Here is a 17,320-nt window from a genome sequence, read left to right on the forward strand (position 1 = left end):
AAGGTCATCATGTCACCGCGCGACAGCAGCAGCGAGCGGCGCAGGTTTTCCTCCATCAGTGGACCCAGCACAAAGCCCAGCATCAGCGGTGCGGCCTCAAACTTCAGCACCGCCAGCAGGTAGCCGACCGCGCCTATGCCCGCGACCATCAGGATGTCGAAGGTGTTGTTGTTCACGCTGTACACACCCAGGGCAATGAACACCAGGATCGCCGGGTACAGCACGTTGTAGGGGATGCGCAGAATGGCCACCCACATGCCCACCAGCGGCAGGTTCAGAATCATCAGCATGATGTTGCCGATGCCGAAGCTCACGATCAGGCCCCAGAACAGGTCGGGCTGCTGCGTCATCAGCAAGGGCCCGGGCTGGATGCCGTGGATGATGAGTGCGCCCAGCATCAGCGCCATCACCGCGTCGCCGGGAATGCCCAAGGACAAGGTGGGCACAAAGGCGGTTTGCGAGGCGGCGTTGTTGGCGGCCTCGGGGGCGGTCACGCCTTCGATGGCGCCCTTGCCGAAGCGGCTCGGGTCTTTGGCGATCTTCTTTTCAACGGCATACGAGAAGAACGAAGCGATGGACGCGCCGGTGCCGGGCAAGGCGCCAAAAAAGCTGCCGATGCCGGTGCCGCGCAGCATGGGCAGGGCCGAGTCTTTCCACTCCTTGCGCGTGGGCAGCATGGAGCGCATGGAGATGGATTCCTTCACCTCGCCTTCGCGCTTTTGGTTGATGCCGCCGATGACCTCGGAAATGCCGAACACCCCCATGGCCAGGGCCACCAGGTTGATGCCGTCCATCAGCTCCGGCACACCGAAGTCGAAGCGGGCCACGCCGGAGTTGACGTCGGTACCCACAGTGCCCAGCAGCAGGCCGAGCACCACCATGGCCATGCCCTTGGCCGGCGAGCCCGAGGCCAGGCTGGACGCCGCCACCAGCCCCAGCAGCATCATCGAAAAGTACTCAGCCGGGCCGAACTTCAGGCCCAGTTCCGCGATGCTGGGGGAAAACAGCACCAACACCAGAATGCCCAGCATGGAGCCGACAAACGAGGCGATGGTGGTCATAAACAGCGCCACCCCTGCCCGCCCCTGCTTGGCCATGGGGTAACCGTCGAGGCAGGCCACCGCCGACGACGGCGTGCCCGGCAGGTTGAGCAGGATGGAGGCGGTGGAGCCGCCGTACTGCGCGCCGTAGTACACGCCGGCCAGCATGACGATGGCCGAGGTGGGCGGGATGTGGTACGTGATGGGCAGCAGCAGCGAAATCGTCGCCATGGCGCCGATGCCCGGCAGCACGCCGATGAGGGTGCCGATGAAAACGCCGATGAAGCAGTACAACAGCGTCATCGGCTGCAGCGCCGCTTCCAGGCCGGTCAGAAGTCCGTTTGCGATGTCCATGGTGTGGGGTTCCGTAAGGGGTCAGGAAAAGGTGTTCGGCAGCGGTGACGCGTCACTGGCTCCAGGGCCAGACCGGCAGCACCATGCTCAACCCCACAGAAAACACCAGGTAGGTGATGGCCGACACACCAACCGCCACCAGCAGGCGGTTGCGCCAGGAAATTTCGCGGTCTGCCAGGGACGACACCAGCACCGCCAGGGCGGCGGCCAGCACCAGCCCCAAGCCTTTGAGCAGCACGGCAAACACGACGATGCTGGCAATGACCAGCACCGAGGTTTTCCATTCGATGTGGATGGGTTCGCCGCGTCGGAAGAAGGCCGGCAGCGCAATGAACAGGCCCAGCGCGGCCAGCAGCAGACCCAGGGCCATGGGGAAGTAGCCCGGCCCCATGCGGTTGAGGTCGCCGATCTCGTATTCGCTGCTGCCGTACCAGGCGGCGAACAGCCCAAGGGCCAGCATTGCGAGCCCGCCGAGGATGTCGCGGGTGTCTTTGTGTGCCATGTCGTCTCCAAAGCCAAGGTTGTACCGATGGGATTGGACAGGCAAATGCCCCCAGCGTCTTTACGTAATTGCACGTAGCGGGCCGGCCAGGCGCCGGCCGCGGCTCACCAGCGGCCTTTGGGCTGGCGGTCGCGGATGGCCTGGGCGATGGCGTCCACGATGTCGGGCCGCTCGGCGCGGCGCGCAAAGTCCACGGCCGTCAGGCCCTGCTGGTTTTGCAGCAGCGGATCGGCGCCCTCCTCCAGCAACAGGCGCACGGCCGCGGCCTGGCCGTAACGCGCCGCCATCATCAGGGGGGTGGTGCCGTTGGGCGAGGCCGCGTCGATGTAAGCGTGCCGCTCCAGCAGCAGGCGGGTGATGGGCAGCGACGCCGGGCCGACGTGGCTGGCGGCGTAGTGCAACGGGGCCCAGCCCGGTTTGTTCACCTGGGCCTGGCGCTGCAGCAGGCGCTCCACCAGGTCGACCTGCCCTTTGATGGCGGCCAGCATCAGGGCATTTTCGTCGGCCGGGTTGCGGGCATCGACGTCGAGCTCCGGCACACCGAGCAGGAAATGCGCCACCCGCCACGACTCGCGCCGCAGGGCCAGCACCAGCGGCGGCTGCAGGGTGGGGTCGGGGCTGTTGAAGTCAAAACCCCGCGCCTGCAAGGCTGGCAAGGGCCCCGGGTTGTCGCGCGCAATGGCGGTGAAAAACGCGTCGTAGGAACCCGACTGCGCCCAGGCGCCGGCACCGAGCGACAACAGACCAGCAACCAGCCAGGTGCGCCAGCGGGAACCCGCACGCGGTTGGATGGGGTGTGACGGATGGGGCGCCGGCCTGGCGTGGGCGGGAACGTGGGTGCGGGACATGCGCGTCAGACCGCGCGGTTGAACAGGCGTTCAAAATTGTCGCTGGTGGCGCGGGCCACGGCCTCCAGCGGCAACCCTTTGAGCTCGGCCAACTGGGCCGCCACGTGCGGCACATAGGCCGGGCTGTTGGTTTTGCCCCGGTGAGGCACGGGGGCCAGGTAGGGGCTGTCGGTTTCGATCAGGCAACGCTCCAGCGGCACCAGCCGGGCAACGTCGCGCAGGTCGGCCGCGTTGCGGAAGGTGAGGATGCCCGAGAACGAGATGTAGAAGTCCAGGTCCAGCGCGGCCCGGGCCACCTCGGCGGTTTCGGTGAAGCAGTGGAACACGCCACGGGCCGGCGCCTGCACACCGCCCGCGGCCGAGGCCAGACCGCCCTCTTCCCGCAGAATGGCCAGGGTGTCGTCGGACGCGCTGCGGGTGTGGATGATGAGCGGCAGGTCGGTGGCCCGCGCGGCCCGAATGTGGACGCGGAAACGATCGCGCTGCCATTCCATGTCGGCCACGCTGCGGTCGCCCAGGCGGTAGTAGTCCAGCCCGGTTTCGCCGATGCCTACCACCTTGGGCCGGGCGGCGCCGGCCAGCAGGTCGTCCAGCGTGGGCTCGCGCACGCCTTCGTTGTCGGGGTGCACGCCCACGGTGGCCCACAGGTGGGGGTGCTCGGCGGCCAGGCCCTGCACCGCGTCGAATTCTTCCATGGTGGTGCAAATGCACAGGGCGCGATCGACCTGCGCGGCGGCCATGGCCTGCAGGATCTCGGGCAACTGCGCGCGCAGTTCGGGGAAGCTCAGGTGGCAGTGGGAGTCGACAAACATGCAGCGGGTGGGTTCAGACGGTCTGGGTGCCGCGGTCGGAGGCCAGGTGCGCGCCCAGGATTTCTTCAATGCGGGCCTTGAGCATTTTGGATTTCTCGTCGGCCGGGAAGCGGATGCCGATGCCCTGCGAGCGCGAACCGGCGGCGCCGGCCGGGGTGATCCAGGCCACCTTGCCGGCCACGGGGTAGCGCTGCGGGTCGTCGGGCAGGGTCAGCAGCACGTAGACGTCCATGCCCAACTGGTATTCGCGCACCGAAGGCACAAAGATGCCCCCTTCGGCAAACAGCGGAATGTAGGCGGCGTACAGCGCGCCCTTTTCCTTGATCGACAACTGGATCACTGTCGGGCGCGCCGCAGCGGTGGCGTCGGCGGTGCTCATGTGGGCCTAGTGTAGCGCCAGCGCGCGCTGGGCGGCGCTGGCCCAGGCCTCCTGCATGAGGGCGGCGCTGTAGGGGTGCTCCAGGGTGCGGGCGGCGGCTTGCAGCTCGCGCTGCCAAGCCACCAGCACGGCCAGGGCGGGCGCCGGGGGCAGGTCGGGCGCGGCGAAAAAACGCGGCTCGGCCCCCGCCTGGCGCACCATCAGGTCGTGGCAGAGCTTTTGCAGCACGTCCATTTGCCGCGCCGCGGTCCAGCCGCTCAGGGCCGACCAATCGCCGGCCGCAATGGCCCGCGGCAGGCGCGACCACAGGCCGGGCGCGGGGCCCAGGCGCAACCAGTCCAGGGCTTCATCGGGGCGGCCGCCGGCGGCACGCAGCCAGGTCTGCAGGTCGGCCGTGCTCGGGCGCTGGGTGGCCAGCGCCGGGTCCGCGGCGGCGGTGGCTTGCAGCCACGCCAGCGCCTGGGCGGTGTCGGGCCAGTGCAGTTCGTGGGTCTGGCAGCGGCTGCGGATGGTGGGCAGCAGGGCGTGGGCGGCCTCGGTGGCGATGACGAAACGCAAGGCCCCGGCCGGCTCTTCCAGGGTTTTGAGCAGGGTGTTGGCGGCTTCGGTGTTGAGCCGTTCCGCCGGGTAGATCAGCACCACCTTGGTGTCGCCCCGCGAGCGGGTGAACTGGCTGAAGGCCACGGCCTGGCGGGTGGCATCGACCCGGATGAACTTGCTCGGCTTCAGTTCTTTTTTGTCGATCTTGTCCTGGGTTTTCTCGTCCAGCGGCCAGCCCAGTTCGAGCGATAGGGTTTCGGGCATGAGCACGAACAGGTCGGGGTGGGTGCGCACGTCCACCGCGTGGCAGGCTCCGCACTGGCCGCACGCGCCTTGGGCGCTGGGCCGTTCGCACAGCCAGCCACGGGCCAGGGCCAGGGCCAGCGGGTACTGGCCCAGACCGGGCGGCCCCGCCAGCAGCAGGGCATGGCCGCGCTGCTGCAACAGGCAGGTCAGCTGGGTTTGCAGCCAGGGGGCCAGCGCGGTCATGCCAACAACCCCCGCGCGCGGCAGGCGGCTTCCACCTGGGCCCACACCGCGTCCAGGGGCTGGGCCGCGTCGATGCGCACGAAACGGCCGGGGTCGGCGGCGGCCCGCGCCGCGTAGCCGGCCGCGACCCGCGCAAAAAAATCCAGAGGCAGGGCCTCGAACTTGTCGGGGCTGCGGGCGCCCGCCAGGCGCTCGGCGGCTTGCGCGGGCGGCAGGTCGAACCACAGGGTCAGGTCGGGCTGGCGCTGCGGCGCGGGGCCTTGCACCCACTGCTCCAGCTGCCGCAACACGGTCAGGTCAAAACCCCGGCCATGGCCCTGGTAGGCAAAGGTGGCGTCGGTGAAGCGGTCGCACAACACCACCTCGCCGCGCGCCAGGGCCGGTTCGATCACCCGCTGCAGGTGGTCGCGCCGGGCGGCGAACATGAGCAGGGCTTCGGCCAGCGGGTCCATGGGCTCGCGCAGCAGCAGCTCGCGCAGCCGCTCGGCCAGCGGGGTGCCACCGGGTTCGCGCGTCTGCGTCAGGGCGCGGCCCTGGGCCAGCAGCCGGGCGGCCAGGGTGCCAATGTGCGAGGACTTGCCCGCCCCGTCGATACCCTCGAAGGTGACGAAACGGCCGCGCGGCGGCGTGGGGTCGGTGTGCATGCGCTCAGCGGTTCAGGATGTAGCGGCGCACGGCCGCGTTGTGCTCGTCCAGGGTCTGGCTGAACTGGCTGGAGCCGTCGCCGCGGGACACGAAATAGAAGGCCGGCGTGTCGGCCGGGCGCACTGCCGCCCGCAGCGAGGCGGTGCCCGGCATGGCAATCGGCGTGGGCGGCAGGCCGGCGCGGGTGTAGGTGTTGTAGGGCGTGTCGGTGTCGAGGTCGCGGCGGCGCAGCCGGCCGTCAAAGCCCTCGCCCAGGCCGTAGATCACGCTCGGGTCGGTTTGCAGCCGCATGCCGATGCGCAGGCGGTTGATGAAGACGCCGGCGATCTGCTCCCGGTCGCTGGCCAGGCCGGTTTCCTTTTCGACGATGCTGGCCAGCACCAGCGCGTCGTCCGGTCCGCGCAAGGGCAGGTTGGGCGCACGTTCGGCCCAGACCTCGGCCAGCCGTTGGTCCATGGCGCGCGCGGCCTGACGCAGCACGCTGCTGGCGGTGGCGTGCTTGGGGTAAACATAGGTGTCGGGGAAAAACCGCCCCTCCGGGTGGCGGGCCGCCAGGCCCAAGGCCTGGGCGAGTGCGTGCGGCGAGGTGCCGGGCGGCAGGTCGTCCTGCAGGTGCTCGGCGCTGCGCAGCGCTTGCAACACCTGGCGCAGGTTCCAGCCCTCCACCAGCGTCACGCGGCGCACCGCCTGCTCGCCGCGCACCAGCTTGTCCAGCAGCGCGCGCGGGCCCAGTTCGGGGGTGATTTCGTAGCTGCCGGCCTTGATGTCGCGGGCCCGCCCCGACAGCCGGAACCAGGCGTGCAGGGCCCAGACGGGCGTGTCCACCCCCGCCTGGGCGACGGCCTGCGCCACCGCCCGGGCACTGGCGCCGGCCGGCACGGTCACGTCCAGCACCGGCGCGTCGCCCGAGCGCCAGGCCAGCGGCCGGTGCAGCCAGACGGCCACCAGCGTGCCCAGCGCCACCGCCAGCACCAGCGCGGCCGTCAGCCACCATTTCAACAATCGGAACACGGACTCGGGACCTCGGTGAAAATACAAGGCCCTGATGATAAGTGACTGCCCCATGAGCCTGCCCACCCCTGCCAGCCCCCCGACCTTCGATGCCCAGACCCTGCGCGGCGTGGTGCGCCTGGACGGCGGCGGCCTGCTGCGTGCCCACGGGGCCGATGCCGCCAAATTCCTCCACGGGCAGCTGACACAGGACTTTGCCCTGATGGGCCTGAGCGAAGCGCGGCTGGCGGCGTTCTGCAACGCCAAGGGCCGGATGCAGGCCAGCTTCGTGGCGTTCAAGCGCGCGCACGACGACATCGTGCTGGTCTGCGCCCCCGACCTGCGGGCCCAGACCCTCAAGCGGCTGGGCATGTTTGTGCTGCGCGCCCAGGTCAAGCTCGCGCCCGCTGGCGACGAACTGGCCCTGTACGGCGTGGCCGGAGCCGACGTGCCCCCTGCCCTGCCTGCCGCCGCCTGGAGCCACCAGACCATCGACGGCCTGGACTGGGTGCGCCTGCCCGACGCCGCAGGCCTGGCACGCGCGCTGGCCTGCGGTCCGGTCAACGGCCCGACCCCGGCCGGCCCTGCGCTGGCGCTGGCCCATTGGCAGTGGCTGGAGGTGCGCAGCGCCGTGGTCGCGGTCACCGCGCCGGTGTTCGAGGCCTTTGTGCCGCAGATGCTGAACTACGAATCGGTGGGCGGGGTGAACTTCAAGAAAGGCTGCTACCCCGGCCAGGAGGTGGTGGCCCGCAGCCAATACCGCGGCACGCTCAAGCGCCGCGCCTACCCGGTGCATGCCGACGCGCCGATGGCCGTGGGCCAGGAGGTGTTCCACCCCTCGGACGCCGAACAGCCCTGCGGCACCGTGGCCGCCAGCGCCCCGCACCCGGTGGCCGGTTGGGACGCGGTGGTGTCGATGCAAACCAGCGCCGCCGACGGCCAGCCGCTGACGCTGGGCAGCCCCAGCGGCCCGCCGTTGGCGCTGCAGCCCCTGCCCTACCCGCTGCTGGCCGACGTCTGAGGCCTGCGGGCATGTGCCTGATCGCCTTCGCCCTGGGCGGCACCGGTCCCTGCCCGCTGCTGCTGGCGTCCAACCGCGACGAATGGTGGCAGCGCCCCACCCAGCCGCTGGACCGCTGGCACAGCCCGGTTGGCACCCCCATCTGGGCCGGCCGTGACGCCGAAGCCGGCGGTACCTGGCTGGGGTTTTCGGCGCACGGCCGGGTGGCGATGTTGACCAATGTGCGCCCCCGCGGGCCCGAGTCGGCCCCGCGCAGCCGGGGCGAGTTGCCGCTGCACTGGCTGGACGGGCCCGGGCACACCCCGCACTGGCGCGACCTGGTGGCGCGCACCCACCCCGCCGCCTACAACGGCTTCAACCTGGTGTTGGGCGACCTGCACACCGCCACCTGGGTCTGGCTGAGCAACCGCCCCACGGCCGAAGCCCCCCAAAGCAGCGACCTGGGCCTGCCCACCGGCTGGACGGGCCGATCGCTGGGCCCGGGGGTGTACGGCCTGTCCAATGCCCACCTCGACACCCCCTGGCCCAAAACCCTGGCCCTGCGCGCGGCGGTGCGCGCGGCACACGCCCGCCTGCGCACCGGGCCGGCGCCAGACGGCTGGCACGCCCCCTTGCTGCGGCAACTGCTCGATGCCCGCCCTGCCCCCGACGCGACCGCCGACGCTTGGCAGCGCGGCCTGAGCAGCACCTTCGTGCACCTGCCCGCGCACGGCTACGGCACGCGCAGCAGCCTGATCGCCCGGTGCAGCCTGGGCGCAGACGGCCCCGCGCTGGAACTGCAGGAGTGGACCCACGCCGTGCAATCCGCCCCACACGCCGTGCCCGTGGCCAGCCACTGGCCGCTGGACGCCAGCGTTCAGAGGCGGATTTCCATCAACCGGTGGGGGATGCCCACCTCGTCGTAAGGTTCGCCCACCGGCTGGTAGCCCAGGCGGCGGTAAAAGCTTTCGGCGGTGCGCTGGGCGCTCAAACGCACGCTGTGGTCGCCCCGGGCGCGGGCCGCGTCCATCAGTGCCAGCAAAATGTGCCGGCCCACGCCGGTGCCGCGCAACACCCGGTGCACGGCCATGCGTCCGATCTTGCCCACGCCGTCGGTGGCCGGCAGCAAGCGCCCGGTGGCCACGGCCTGGCCCAGCCGGTTGTGCGCCACCGCGTGCAGCGCCACCTCGTCGGCGGCGTCCCACTCCTCCTCGCGGGGAATGCCCTGTTCTTCCACAAACACGGCGGTGCGCACTTGGCCCGCCGGCTCGGCCAGCTCGGCCCAGGGGCCGGTGCGCACGGCCAACACCGCTTCGCCGGCCTCAAAGCCCTGCACCAGCGCGCGCAGGCCGGGCGGGATCGGCCGCGAGGTCTGCGTGGCCGGGTCGGCAAACACGTAAATCAGCTCGCCAGTGATCAGGTGTTCCTCGCCCCGGAAGATGGCGCCGGTGATGGTCATGGACGAGTTGCCCAGGCGGGTGCAGGCCATGCCGATGTCCAGCGTGTCGTCCATGCGCGCCGAGGCGTTGAACTCCACCGACGCCTTTTTCACGTACAACTCGCCGCCCAACTGGTGCATCGCGTCTTCGTACGGCAGGGCCAGGGCGCGCCAGTACTCGGTGATGACCACGTCGAAGTACATCAGGTAGTGCGCGTTGAACACGATTTTTTGCATGTCCACCTCGGCCCAGCGCACGCGCAGCCGGTGGAAAAAGCGGAAGTCTTGTCGTTTCATGGTCGACGGCTTGGTGTGATGGGCTGCCATTGTTGCCCAACTTGAGCCGGTCTTGTCATGGCCGTTGTCTCCTATGTCTTACCCATTTGGGCATGGTGCCGTGCGGAGCGTGCGGTTACAGTAAAAAAGAGTTTTTTGATGCAAAAATATTACTTTCACCAAATCAACCGTTCAATTCATCCACAGCGTGTCATGAGCCACTCACAAATCCTCTCCATCAATGGCAAACGCGGCTTCAAGCTGCTGTCCGTGGCGGCTGCCGTCGCGGTGTTGGCGGCCTGTGGCAGCCTGGCGCCCAAGGCCATTGAGGCTCCAGAACTGGTTCAAACCAACCAGGCCGACACGGCCGCCATGCGCCAGGGCGTGGAGCCGGTGACCGGCCCCCTGACGCTGGACGAAGCGATGGCCCGCGCGCTCAAATACAACCTCGACCGCCGCGCCCGCCTCATGGAAGAGTCGATCGCGCTCCAGCAACTCGACGTGACCCGGTTCGACATGCTGCCCAAACTGGTGGCCCAGGCTGGTTATTCTGACCGCAGCCGCGAACGCGCCACGTTCAGCCAGCGCTACAACCCCGTGTCGCCTTACGGCGATGTCGGCACTATGGACAGGACCACGTCCTCCTACTCCTCAGCCGCCGACCACAGCACAGCCGATCTGGGCCTGACCTGGAACCTGCTGGACGTGATGGTGGGCCAGACCTCCGCCAAGCAGGCGGCCGACCGGGTGCTGATTGCCGCCGAGAAACGCCGCAAGGCCATGCACGTGCTGATGCAAGACGTGCGCACCGTGTACTGGCGTGCGGTCAGCGCCCAGAAACTGCGCGACCAGGTGCAAGCCACGCAGAAAATGGCCGAAGCAGCCCTGACCGACGCTCGCCAGGCCGAGGCCGAGCGCCTGCGCAGCCCGCTCGATTCGTTACGTTACCAGCGTCAGCTGCTGGAAAACCTGCGCTTGCTGGAAGCCATTTCGCAGGAGCTGTCCACTGCCCAGGTCGAGCTGGCCTCGCTCATCAACGCCCCGGTGGGCCAATCCATCACACTGGCCGAAGCCGGCGGGGACTTCAGCCACGACACCCCGCTGACCACCCCCATGGCCCAGCTGGAAGCCGTGGCCCTGGAGAACAACGCCGACCTGCGCGAACAGCACTACAACGGCCGCGTGGCCCGCGCCGAAGTGCGCAAAACCATGACCCGGCTGTTCCCCAACCTGTCGTTCAACTACAGCGTCAAGTACGACAGCGATGAATACCTGGTGCACAACAACTGGAACGAAGCCGGCTTGCAACTCTCGTTCAACCTGTTCAACCTGCTGACCGGCCCCACCCAGATCAAGTTTGCCGAGGCCGGCGTGGCCCTGGCCGACCAGCGCCGCATGGCCATGCAAATGGCCGTGGTGACCCAGTTGCACCTGGCCCGCCTGCAGTTGCAAAACGCCCGCGCCCAGTTCAACCGGGCCGACGCCATCTACAGCGTCGACAACAAGATCGCCGAAAACATCCGCGCACGCCAGAGCGTGCAGGCCCAAAGCCAGCTGGACCGGGTGGCCAACGAGACCACGGCCATCCTCAGCTTGCTGCGGCGCTACCAAGCGCTGTCGCAAGTGCACTTGGCCGAAAGTCGCCTGATCGCCAACCTGGGCCTGGAGCCCAAGATCGGCAGCACCAGCGACCTGACCTTGGCGCAACTGACCGAGCAAGTCAAGGGCAACCCCTGGGCTGCCCTGACCGCCAGCACCGCTGCCAAGTGATCCGACCTCCGGGAAAAACATGAAACGATTTGTTGTTGGAACGCTGGTGGTGCTGGTTGGGGCCGTGGCCTGGGCGCAAAACACCCCAGGGGGCTCAAAGCCCCCCGCAAACGCAGCCCCCATTTCAGAGGCCAAACCCGCCATCGAACGCCAGGAAATCCGGGCCCAACTGCTGCCCCGTCGTTACACCACCATCGCTGCGGAAATCGGCGCCAAGGTCAACCGCCTGCCGGTGAGCGAAGGTGGTGCCTTCCGGGCCGGCCAGTTGCTGGTGGGGTTTGATTGCTCCCTGCAGCAGGCCCAGTTGCAAAAGGCCCAAGCCGAGTTGGAAGGCGCCCAGCAAACCCACAGCACCAACCTGCGGCTGTTGGAACTGAATTCTGTGGGCCAGTTGGAAGTGGATCTGTCCAAAGCGGCCCAAAGCAAGTTCAACGCCGAGGTGGGGGCCAACAAGGCCGTGCTGGCCAAGTGCGGCATTGCCGCCCCCTTCAGCGGCCGCGTGGCGGAGCAAAAGGTGCGCGAACAACAGTACGTGCAGCCCGGCCAAGCCTTGCTCGACATTCTGGACGACAGCGTACTGGAACTGGAATTCCTGGTGCCCTCGCGCTGGTTGAGCTGGCTGCGCACCGGCACCAAGTTTGAAGTGCAGATCGACGAAACCCGAAAAACCTACCCGGCCAAGTTCACGCGCATTGGCGCCCGGGTGGACCCGGTGAGCCAGTCGGTCAAGGTGGCCGCGGCCATTGACGGCCGCTTTCCCGAGTTGATGGCCGGTATGAGCGGCAAGGTGCAGATCACCCCGCCGACCGACCGCTAACGATTCGTGCCCCCGTCCATTTGCGCTCCCTCAGAACACAGAGTCAGCCCCATGAAACCGAACCTCGCCCCACTGACCCAAGCCATTTTGAACGGAGGCATAACGCCCCGTGCGGCCTCCAGACTGGTACGCCACCGCCCCAGCCCGATGGCGTTGGAGCAACGGTTCATGTTCGATGGAGCCGCGTTGACCGATGCAACGGCCACCCTGAGCGACAGCAACACCAGCCACACGGTGGATGTGCTGCGCCTGAGCGATGCGGACACTGCGCCGCAAGCACTGCTGACCGCCGAAGCCGAAGCCGAGCGCCTACTGGCCGAGTTTCTTCGGCAACCAGACGCCCAGGCGCAGTTGTTTGCCATCTTTTCGGGCAATCAAACCGATAGCACGCCCAATGCCGACTGGCTGGCCACGTTCAACCAACTGATAGCCGACGCCAGCGCGGGCCAGTTGAACGTGAAAGTGGAACTGCGTAGCCAAACCGAACTGCAAGGGGCCAAGGCTGCTTTTTCGGCCACTGGCATCAGCGGTCAACCCACGATTTACCTGAATGCCGACTGGCTGGCGGGCAATGGCGGAGAAATCGCGGGCGCCGACAGCGCGTCGGTGGCGAAGGTGCTGATTGAAGAGGTGGGCCATTACCTGGACCATGTGCTGAACGCGGGTGCCGACACCGCCGGTGACGAAGGCGATGTGTTTGCGCGGGTGCTGGTGGACGGCGCCCACGTGGCCACCCTGGCCTACTTGAGTGATGACGGCGACCACGTGACTCTGCAGATCGACGGTCACGCCGTGGAGGCCGAAATGGCGTCGTTCAACTTTGTCAACGCCTACGAAATGGTGTACGACCAGGACAACGACACATTTGGCAAAACAGTCGATCAAATCACCACAGGTGACATCGACACCACCGAGCGTTGGGCAGACAAAGAGCAAAACCTCCACTATTTCAACGCAACGGTGTCTTTGGGGGCTGTGCAGGTCACCGACGGCACGGGCAACCTGAATTTCAGCGGCAACGACGTTTCGGCCACCTCCATTCTGATCGGCGGTGTTGAATACTACGGCTGGATCAGTCGGCCCATCAAATCGGGCGGCGTTGTGCGCGGCTTCTATTTCTGGACTGATGCATCCTTCACCAACTTTGCCACCGCACAGGCCGACGGCAACCAGGACGGCGACAGCAGCGTGCTGGACAACCGCGGCTTCTTGCTGGTAGTGGATCAGGCGTGGTTCGACAGCCAGATTTCCAGCACCGGTACGTCCAAGACGATCAACAACACCAAAGACGGAAACGATGGAACCATCACGGTCGCGAATGTGGGTTCATCCTCGGACCGGGTGGACAGCGCTCTGAACGCTCTGGTCACCAGCAATGCGGTTCCAACCGCCACAGACGACACCACGACTGGAACGCCCGATGCTGGCGTCGCAGGTCGTCCAGCCTTGGAGCAAGGCTATGGCGTCGCCACGGTGAACGCCACCGGTAATGTTCTGACCAACGATGTTGACGCCAATGGGGACACGCTGACAGTAAGCAAAATCACCAGCACGACCACCGCCAACAGCGTCTCGCCCACGGGCAGCAGCAGCTTCACCGTGGCTGGCAAGTACGGCACCTTGACCATCTACGCCGACGGTAGATATAGCTATGAAGTAAACAACAACAATTCCGAAGTGAACGCGCTGAACGTCGGCGACTCGCTCAACGACGTCTTCAACTACACCGCGAACGACGGCAAAGGCGGCACCGACACCGCCAACCTGACCATCGTCATCAAAGGCAGCAACGACGCCCCGTTCGCCAACCCAGACTACAACATCGCCAAGGAATCCACGACTGTGGCTGGCAGTGGCTTTAACTACACCGGCTACTCTGCTACGGGCAACGTCCTTCCGAACGATACCGATGTGGATGATGCATATCAGTCACAGTCATCAGACTCAACGCAGCCATCAGGTGATTTCTCCATCATAGGCGCCACGGTCACAGGAGCCATTACAAGCTCCACTATCTCTGTCACGCCTGGCACCTACACGCTTTCGTTTTCATTGTCCAACGGCTTCAGCTCCGTCGGATCGGGGGATGAAATTTATGTTCACTTAGGCGTAAAAACTCCCACCAACGGCGACATTTACACCGGGCTTTACACATTTGACTCCGGCACAGGTGCTTATACCCTCATCTACGTTCAAACCAAGAACACAACCAATGGCACGATCACATTCAATGCCACGCCTACCCATTACTGGGACACCGTCACTAATACTTTTAAGTCAGTTGGTGGGTTGAACTCGTTTTTCACCGCAAATCCAAACTTAATTTTCCAGAATACAACTGACAACACACCGTTCGTCGGAGAGACTTATACCCAGGCAAACGGTGACAAATACGCAACAACATCCGCAATTTCAGGTAGCGGGTACACGACAATCAGCGGCCTAACCGCTCAAGTTGGAAGCATTGCTGTTGGGATGACAGTGTCTGGAACAGGCGTTCCCACAGGCACGACGGTGACAGGCATCACCGTTCAGGATGGTGTTATCACATCAATAAAACTGAGCAGTGATCAGGTGACCAGCACGAGTGGAACCGTGTTCAGTTTCACAGGCAACTCAGGTGTGGCACAAACCCTGCAGGGTACACACGGGACCTTGACACTAAATGCCAACGGCAGCTACACCTATACGCCCACGACAAACAACCCCTATCTGTCGGAAGGCCAGTCTGCGGTCGATGCCTTCAACTACACCATGCAGGACAGCCAGGGCGTACAAAGCAACAGCACGCTCTATATCACCGTCTATGGCACAGGCAACAACGACCCGGTTGCCAATAGCGACGCCGCAGACGGTACCAACGGGACAACTGCTGCCGTCGAGCAGGGCTACAACACCAACACCAGCACGCAGTTGACCGCATCGGTCGATGCCAGCGGTAACGTACTGACCAACGATCTGGAAAAATTCGGTGCGGCGAACGCGGGTTCAGACTACGTCACTCTGGTTAGCAAGAATGACGGCTCCGGTTCCACTGCGGTTACGACCGGCGGCGTGAACATAGTGGGCACTTACGGAACCTTGACCATCATGGCCGATGGTTCCTATACATACGCCGTCAACAATACCAATAGCACGGTGGATGCACTGCTGCCCGGTGAATCCCTAACCGAAACCTTCCGCTACACCGTTGCCAACACCCTGACGCCGTCTGGCACGGCCACGGCCCGACTCACCATAACCATCAATGGTGCGAACGATGCCCCGGTAGGCAACAACGACACCGGCGCCACGTTGACCGAAGACGCCGACACCGCAGCCTCCGGTTTCGTGTTGCTCAACGACACCGATGTCGATGCCAATGACACGAAAACCGTCACAAAAGCAGGAACCAGCGCGGCGAACGTTGCTGTGAACGCCAGTTCTACGTCGACCAGCAATGGGCTGGCCGTCGACGGCATCTACGGCCAATTGGTCATCGGTGCCGACGGCTCCTACACCTACACACTGGGTGTCACTGCGGGCCAAATCAACGCCCTCCAGGCGCTCACGACCTCAGACCACCTCACTGAATCGTTCACCTACGAAATCACCGACACCAACGGTGCGGCCGATACCGCCACGTTGAGCTTCACCGTCAACGGCGCCAACGAACCGCCGGTCAACAGCCTGCCCAGTTCCGTCACGCTGCAGATGGACACGCCGCTGGCCTTCACGGCCGGCAACACCATCAGCGTGGCCGACGCCGACAACAACCTCAGCTGGGTGGTGTTGAATGTGGATCACGGGACGCTCGATTTCACATCGGCTCCATCCGCAGAAACTATCTCCGGCACAGGAACAGGTAGTGTCCGCATTGAAGGCACGCGGGCAGAAATCAATGCCGCCCTAGCCTTGCTTCGCTATAGCCCCACCACCAGCTACACCGGCTTCGACTACCTCACGATCATGAGCCAGGATGGCGAGTTCGCCAACGACAGCGACGGCATCGAAATTCGCATTGAAAACAATGCCGATACCGACGGTGACGGAATCGTCGATTCCAATGATATCGACGATGACAACGACGGCATCCTTGATTTTAATGAAACCTCTTCAAATTTCCTCTGGGCATCTTTTGGCGATACCGAAATCGTTGGAAATACGCTGACAAGTTCAATTGGGACTGCCTCGTTCACGTTCTCCGCTTACACAGATAACACGAAAGCAACGACCCAAGCCATACAAGACGTGACGGTCACGCAACCAGGTGACTTTTCCGGAAATACTGCTGGGGTATCTGGATCGACCTCTGCCGTCAAGAATATTGATGCCGGATACAGAGAAATAACTTTTGCACAACCTATACTGAACCCATTGTTTGCCTTTGGTTCTATTGGCCAACCTACTGTACCTGTCACCATAAATTTCAATGTGGCTGTTGAAGTGGTTTATGCAAATAACTGCGGAGGCATTGTTCCGGGGCAATTAATAACCTCTGTTACCGGCAACGAAGGCAACTTGATTGTCAAACTCCCAGGGGAGCAGACCACTTTTGGTTTTACCTATGTCAATTCTGAAAACTGGGTTGGTTTTTCCTTCGGAGCCGACATCCGATTAGACATTGACACGGACGGGGATAGCATTGTTGACCGTTTAGACATCGACTCCGACAACGATGGGATTACCGATAACGTCGAAGCGCAGACAACTGCTGGCTACATTGCTCCATCCGCCGTCTGGACTGACATCGATCACGACGGTCTGGACGACGCTTACGACAGCAACACGTCATCTGCCAACGCTACGCAATCTGTCGGTTTGAACCCGGTCGACACCGACGGTGATGGCACGAAAGACTACAAGGATGCCAACAGCGATGGTGACACCCTGAACGACATCGCGGAACGCTACGACGGTGCCCCCAAGAGCGTGACCAGCACCACCGACACCGACGGGGACGGCTTGCTCGACATCTTTGAAGGCAGCAACGCCAACGACGGCTACGTGGTCAACGACGGCAACTATGCCAATGGCGAGTTTCTGCTGGCACGCATCAGTTCGGTGGATGCTGACGGCTCCAATGCCACGCCGCTCTCTGAGGACATGCTGTACCGTTCCACTGCCGTGCCCGCCCTCAGCATCGGTAACGCCACTGTGGAAGAAGGCTCCAATGCAGTCTTTACCGTCAGCCTCAACTACGTGTCGCAAGAACCCATCGAGGTTGAGTTCACCACTTCGGTTACCGACCCACTGAGCGCCGAAGCCGACGACATCGACCCCCTGAATCTGATCGTTTCCTATTTGGGCAGCGGCGGCACGCCCATCACGATCGATCCGACCTCAGGCAAATACACCATCCCGGCGGGTGTGACCACGCTCACCGTCAAGGTCCCAACCACCGCCGACGACGTCTACGAAGGCGCCGAGACCTTCACCCT

General features: G+C 64.8%; 14 protein-coding genes. 5 read left to right on the forward strand and 9 right to left on the reverse strand.

Translation table 11 applies throughout. The annotated features are described in order from the left end of the window. The 8 genes from HA630_RS21435 to mltG all read right to left on the reverse strand — a co-directional run. Positions 1-1,394, reverse strand: a 1,394-nt coding sequence (locus HA630_RS21435) for a tripartite tricarboxylate transporter permease (protein ID WP_166835466.1), incomplete at its 3' end; no start/stop codon positions are given. A gap of 52 nt (positions 1,395-1,446) precedes the next feature. Further along, complete coding sequence (locus HA630_RS21440) at positions 1,447-1,896, reverse strand: tripartite tricarboxylate transporter TctB family protein (protein WP_166833515.1); 450 nt, start codon at positions 1,894-1,896, stop codon at positions 1,447-1,449. A 104-nt stretch (positions 1,897-2,000) separates the two neighbouring features. Continuing rightward, positions 2,001-2,636, reverse strand: coding sequence for an ankyrin repeat domain-containing protein (locus HA630_RS21445; RefSeq protein WP_243855373.1), 636 nt, complete (start codon positions 2,634-2,636; stop codon positions 2,001-2,003). A gap of 113 nt (positions 2,637-2,749) precedes the next feature. Beyond that, positions 2,750-3,556 carry a TatD family hydrolase gene (locus tag HA630_RS21450; RefSeq protein ID WP_166833519.1) on the reverse strand — a complete coding sequence of 269 codons (807 nt, stop codon included), beginning with the start codon at positions 3,554-3,556 and terminating at the stop codon, positions 2,750-2,752. 13 nt (positions 3,557-3,569) lie between these two features. Next, positions 3,570-3,935 (reverse strand): PilZ domain-containing protein, encoded by a 366-nt coding sequence (locus HA630_RS21455; RefSeq protein ID WP_166833521.1) that lies wholly within the window; start codon positions 3,933-3,935, stop codon positions 3,570-3,572. Positions 3,936-3,941: 6 nt separating this feature from the next. Continuing rightward, entirely contained in the window at positions 3,942-4,964 is a 1,023-nt protein-coding gene (locus HA630_RS21460; protein WP_166833523.1) for a DNA polymerase III subunit delta', read from the reverse strand. After that, a complete protein-coding gene (gene tmk, locus HA630_RS21465) occupies positions 4,961-5,608 on the reverse strand; it encodes a dTMP kinase (RefSeq protein ID WP_166833524.1) in 648 nt (215 codons plus the stop codon). Before tmk ends, HA630_RS21460 begins: the two co-directional genes overlap by 4 nt. 4 nt (positions 5,609-5,612) lie before the next feature. Continuing rightward, positions 5,613-6,608 carry an endolytic transglycosylase MltG gene (gene mltG / locus HA630_RS21470; RefSeq protein WP_371809219.1) on the reverse strand — a complete coding sequence of 332 codons (996 nt, stop codon included), beginning with the start codon at positions 6,606-6,608 and terminating at the stop codon, positions 5,613-5,615. Positions 6,609-6,672: 64 nt separating this feature from the next. On the opposite strand from mltG, the gene HA630_RS21475 reads away from it, so the two are divergent. Further along, positions 6,673-7,620 carry a folate-binding protein YgfZ gene (locus tag HA630_RS21475; RefSeq protein ID WP_166833528.1) on the forward strand — a complete coding sequence of 316 codons (948 nt, stop codon included), beginning with the start codon at positions 6,673-6,675 and terminating at the stop codon, positions 7,618-7,620. A gap of 11 nt (positions 7,621-7,631) precedes the next feature. Then, on the forward strand, positions 7,632-8,525 hold the full coding sequence (locus HA630_RS21480) for an NRDE family protein (RefSeq protein ID WP_166833530.1): 894 nt from the start codon (positions 7,632-7,634) through the stop codon (positions 8,523-8,525). On the opposite strand, the gene HA630_RS21485 is transcribed toward HA630_RS21480, so the two are convergent. Continuing rightward, positions 8,477-9,334, reverse strand: coding sequence for a YbgC/FadM family acyl-CoA thioesterase (locus HA630_RS21485; protein ID WP_166833532.1), 858 nt, complete (start codon positions 9,332-9,334; stop codon positions 8,477-8,479). The two genes, HA630_RS21480 and HA630_RS21485, sit on opposite strands and share 49 nt — an antisense overlap. Before the next feature lie 192 nt (positions 9,335-9,526). Between HA630_RS21485 and HA630_RS21490 the strand changes: the two genes are divergently transcribed. The 3 genes from HA630_RS21490 to HA630_RS21500 form a co-directional block, all read left to right on the forward strand. After that, positions 9,527-11,083: a TolC family protein gene (locus HA630_RS21490; RefSeq protein ID WP_166837616.1), complete on the forward strand. Its 1,557-nt coding sequence runs from the start codon at positions 9,527-9,529 to the stop codon at positions 11,081-11,083. Between the two features lie 19 nt (positions 11,084-11,102). Then, positions 11,103-11,900, forward strand: a complete 798-nt coding sequence (locus tag HA630_RS21495; RefSeq protein ID WP_166837618.1) for an efflux RND transporter periplasmic adaptor subunit — start codon at positions 11,103-11,105, stop codon at positions 11,898-11,900. A gap of 51 nt (positions 11,901-11,951) precedes the next feature. Continuing rightward, a partial coding sequence (locus HA630_RS21500) for an S-layer family protein (protein WP_208300210.1) occupies positions 11,952-17,320 on the forward strand: 5,369 nt, incomplete at its 3' end.

It is taken from the genome of Aquabacterium sp. A08 (genome assembly GCF_011742065.1).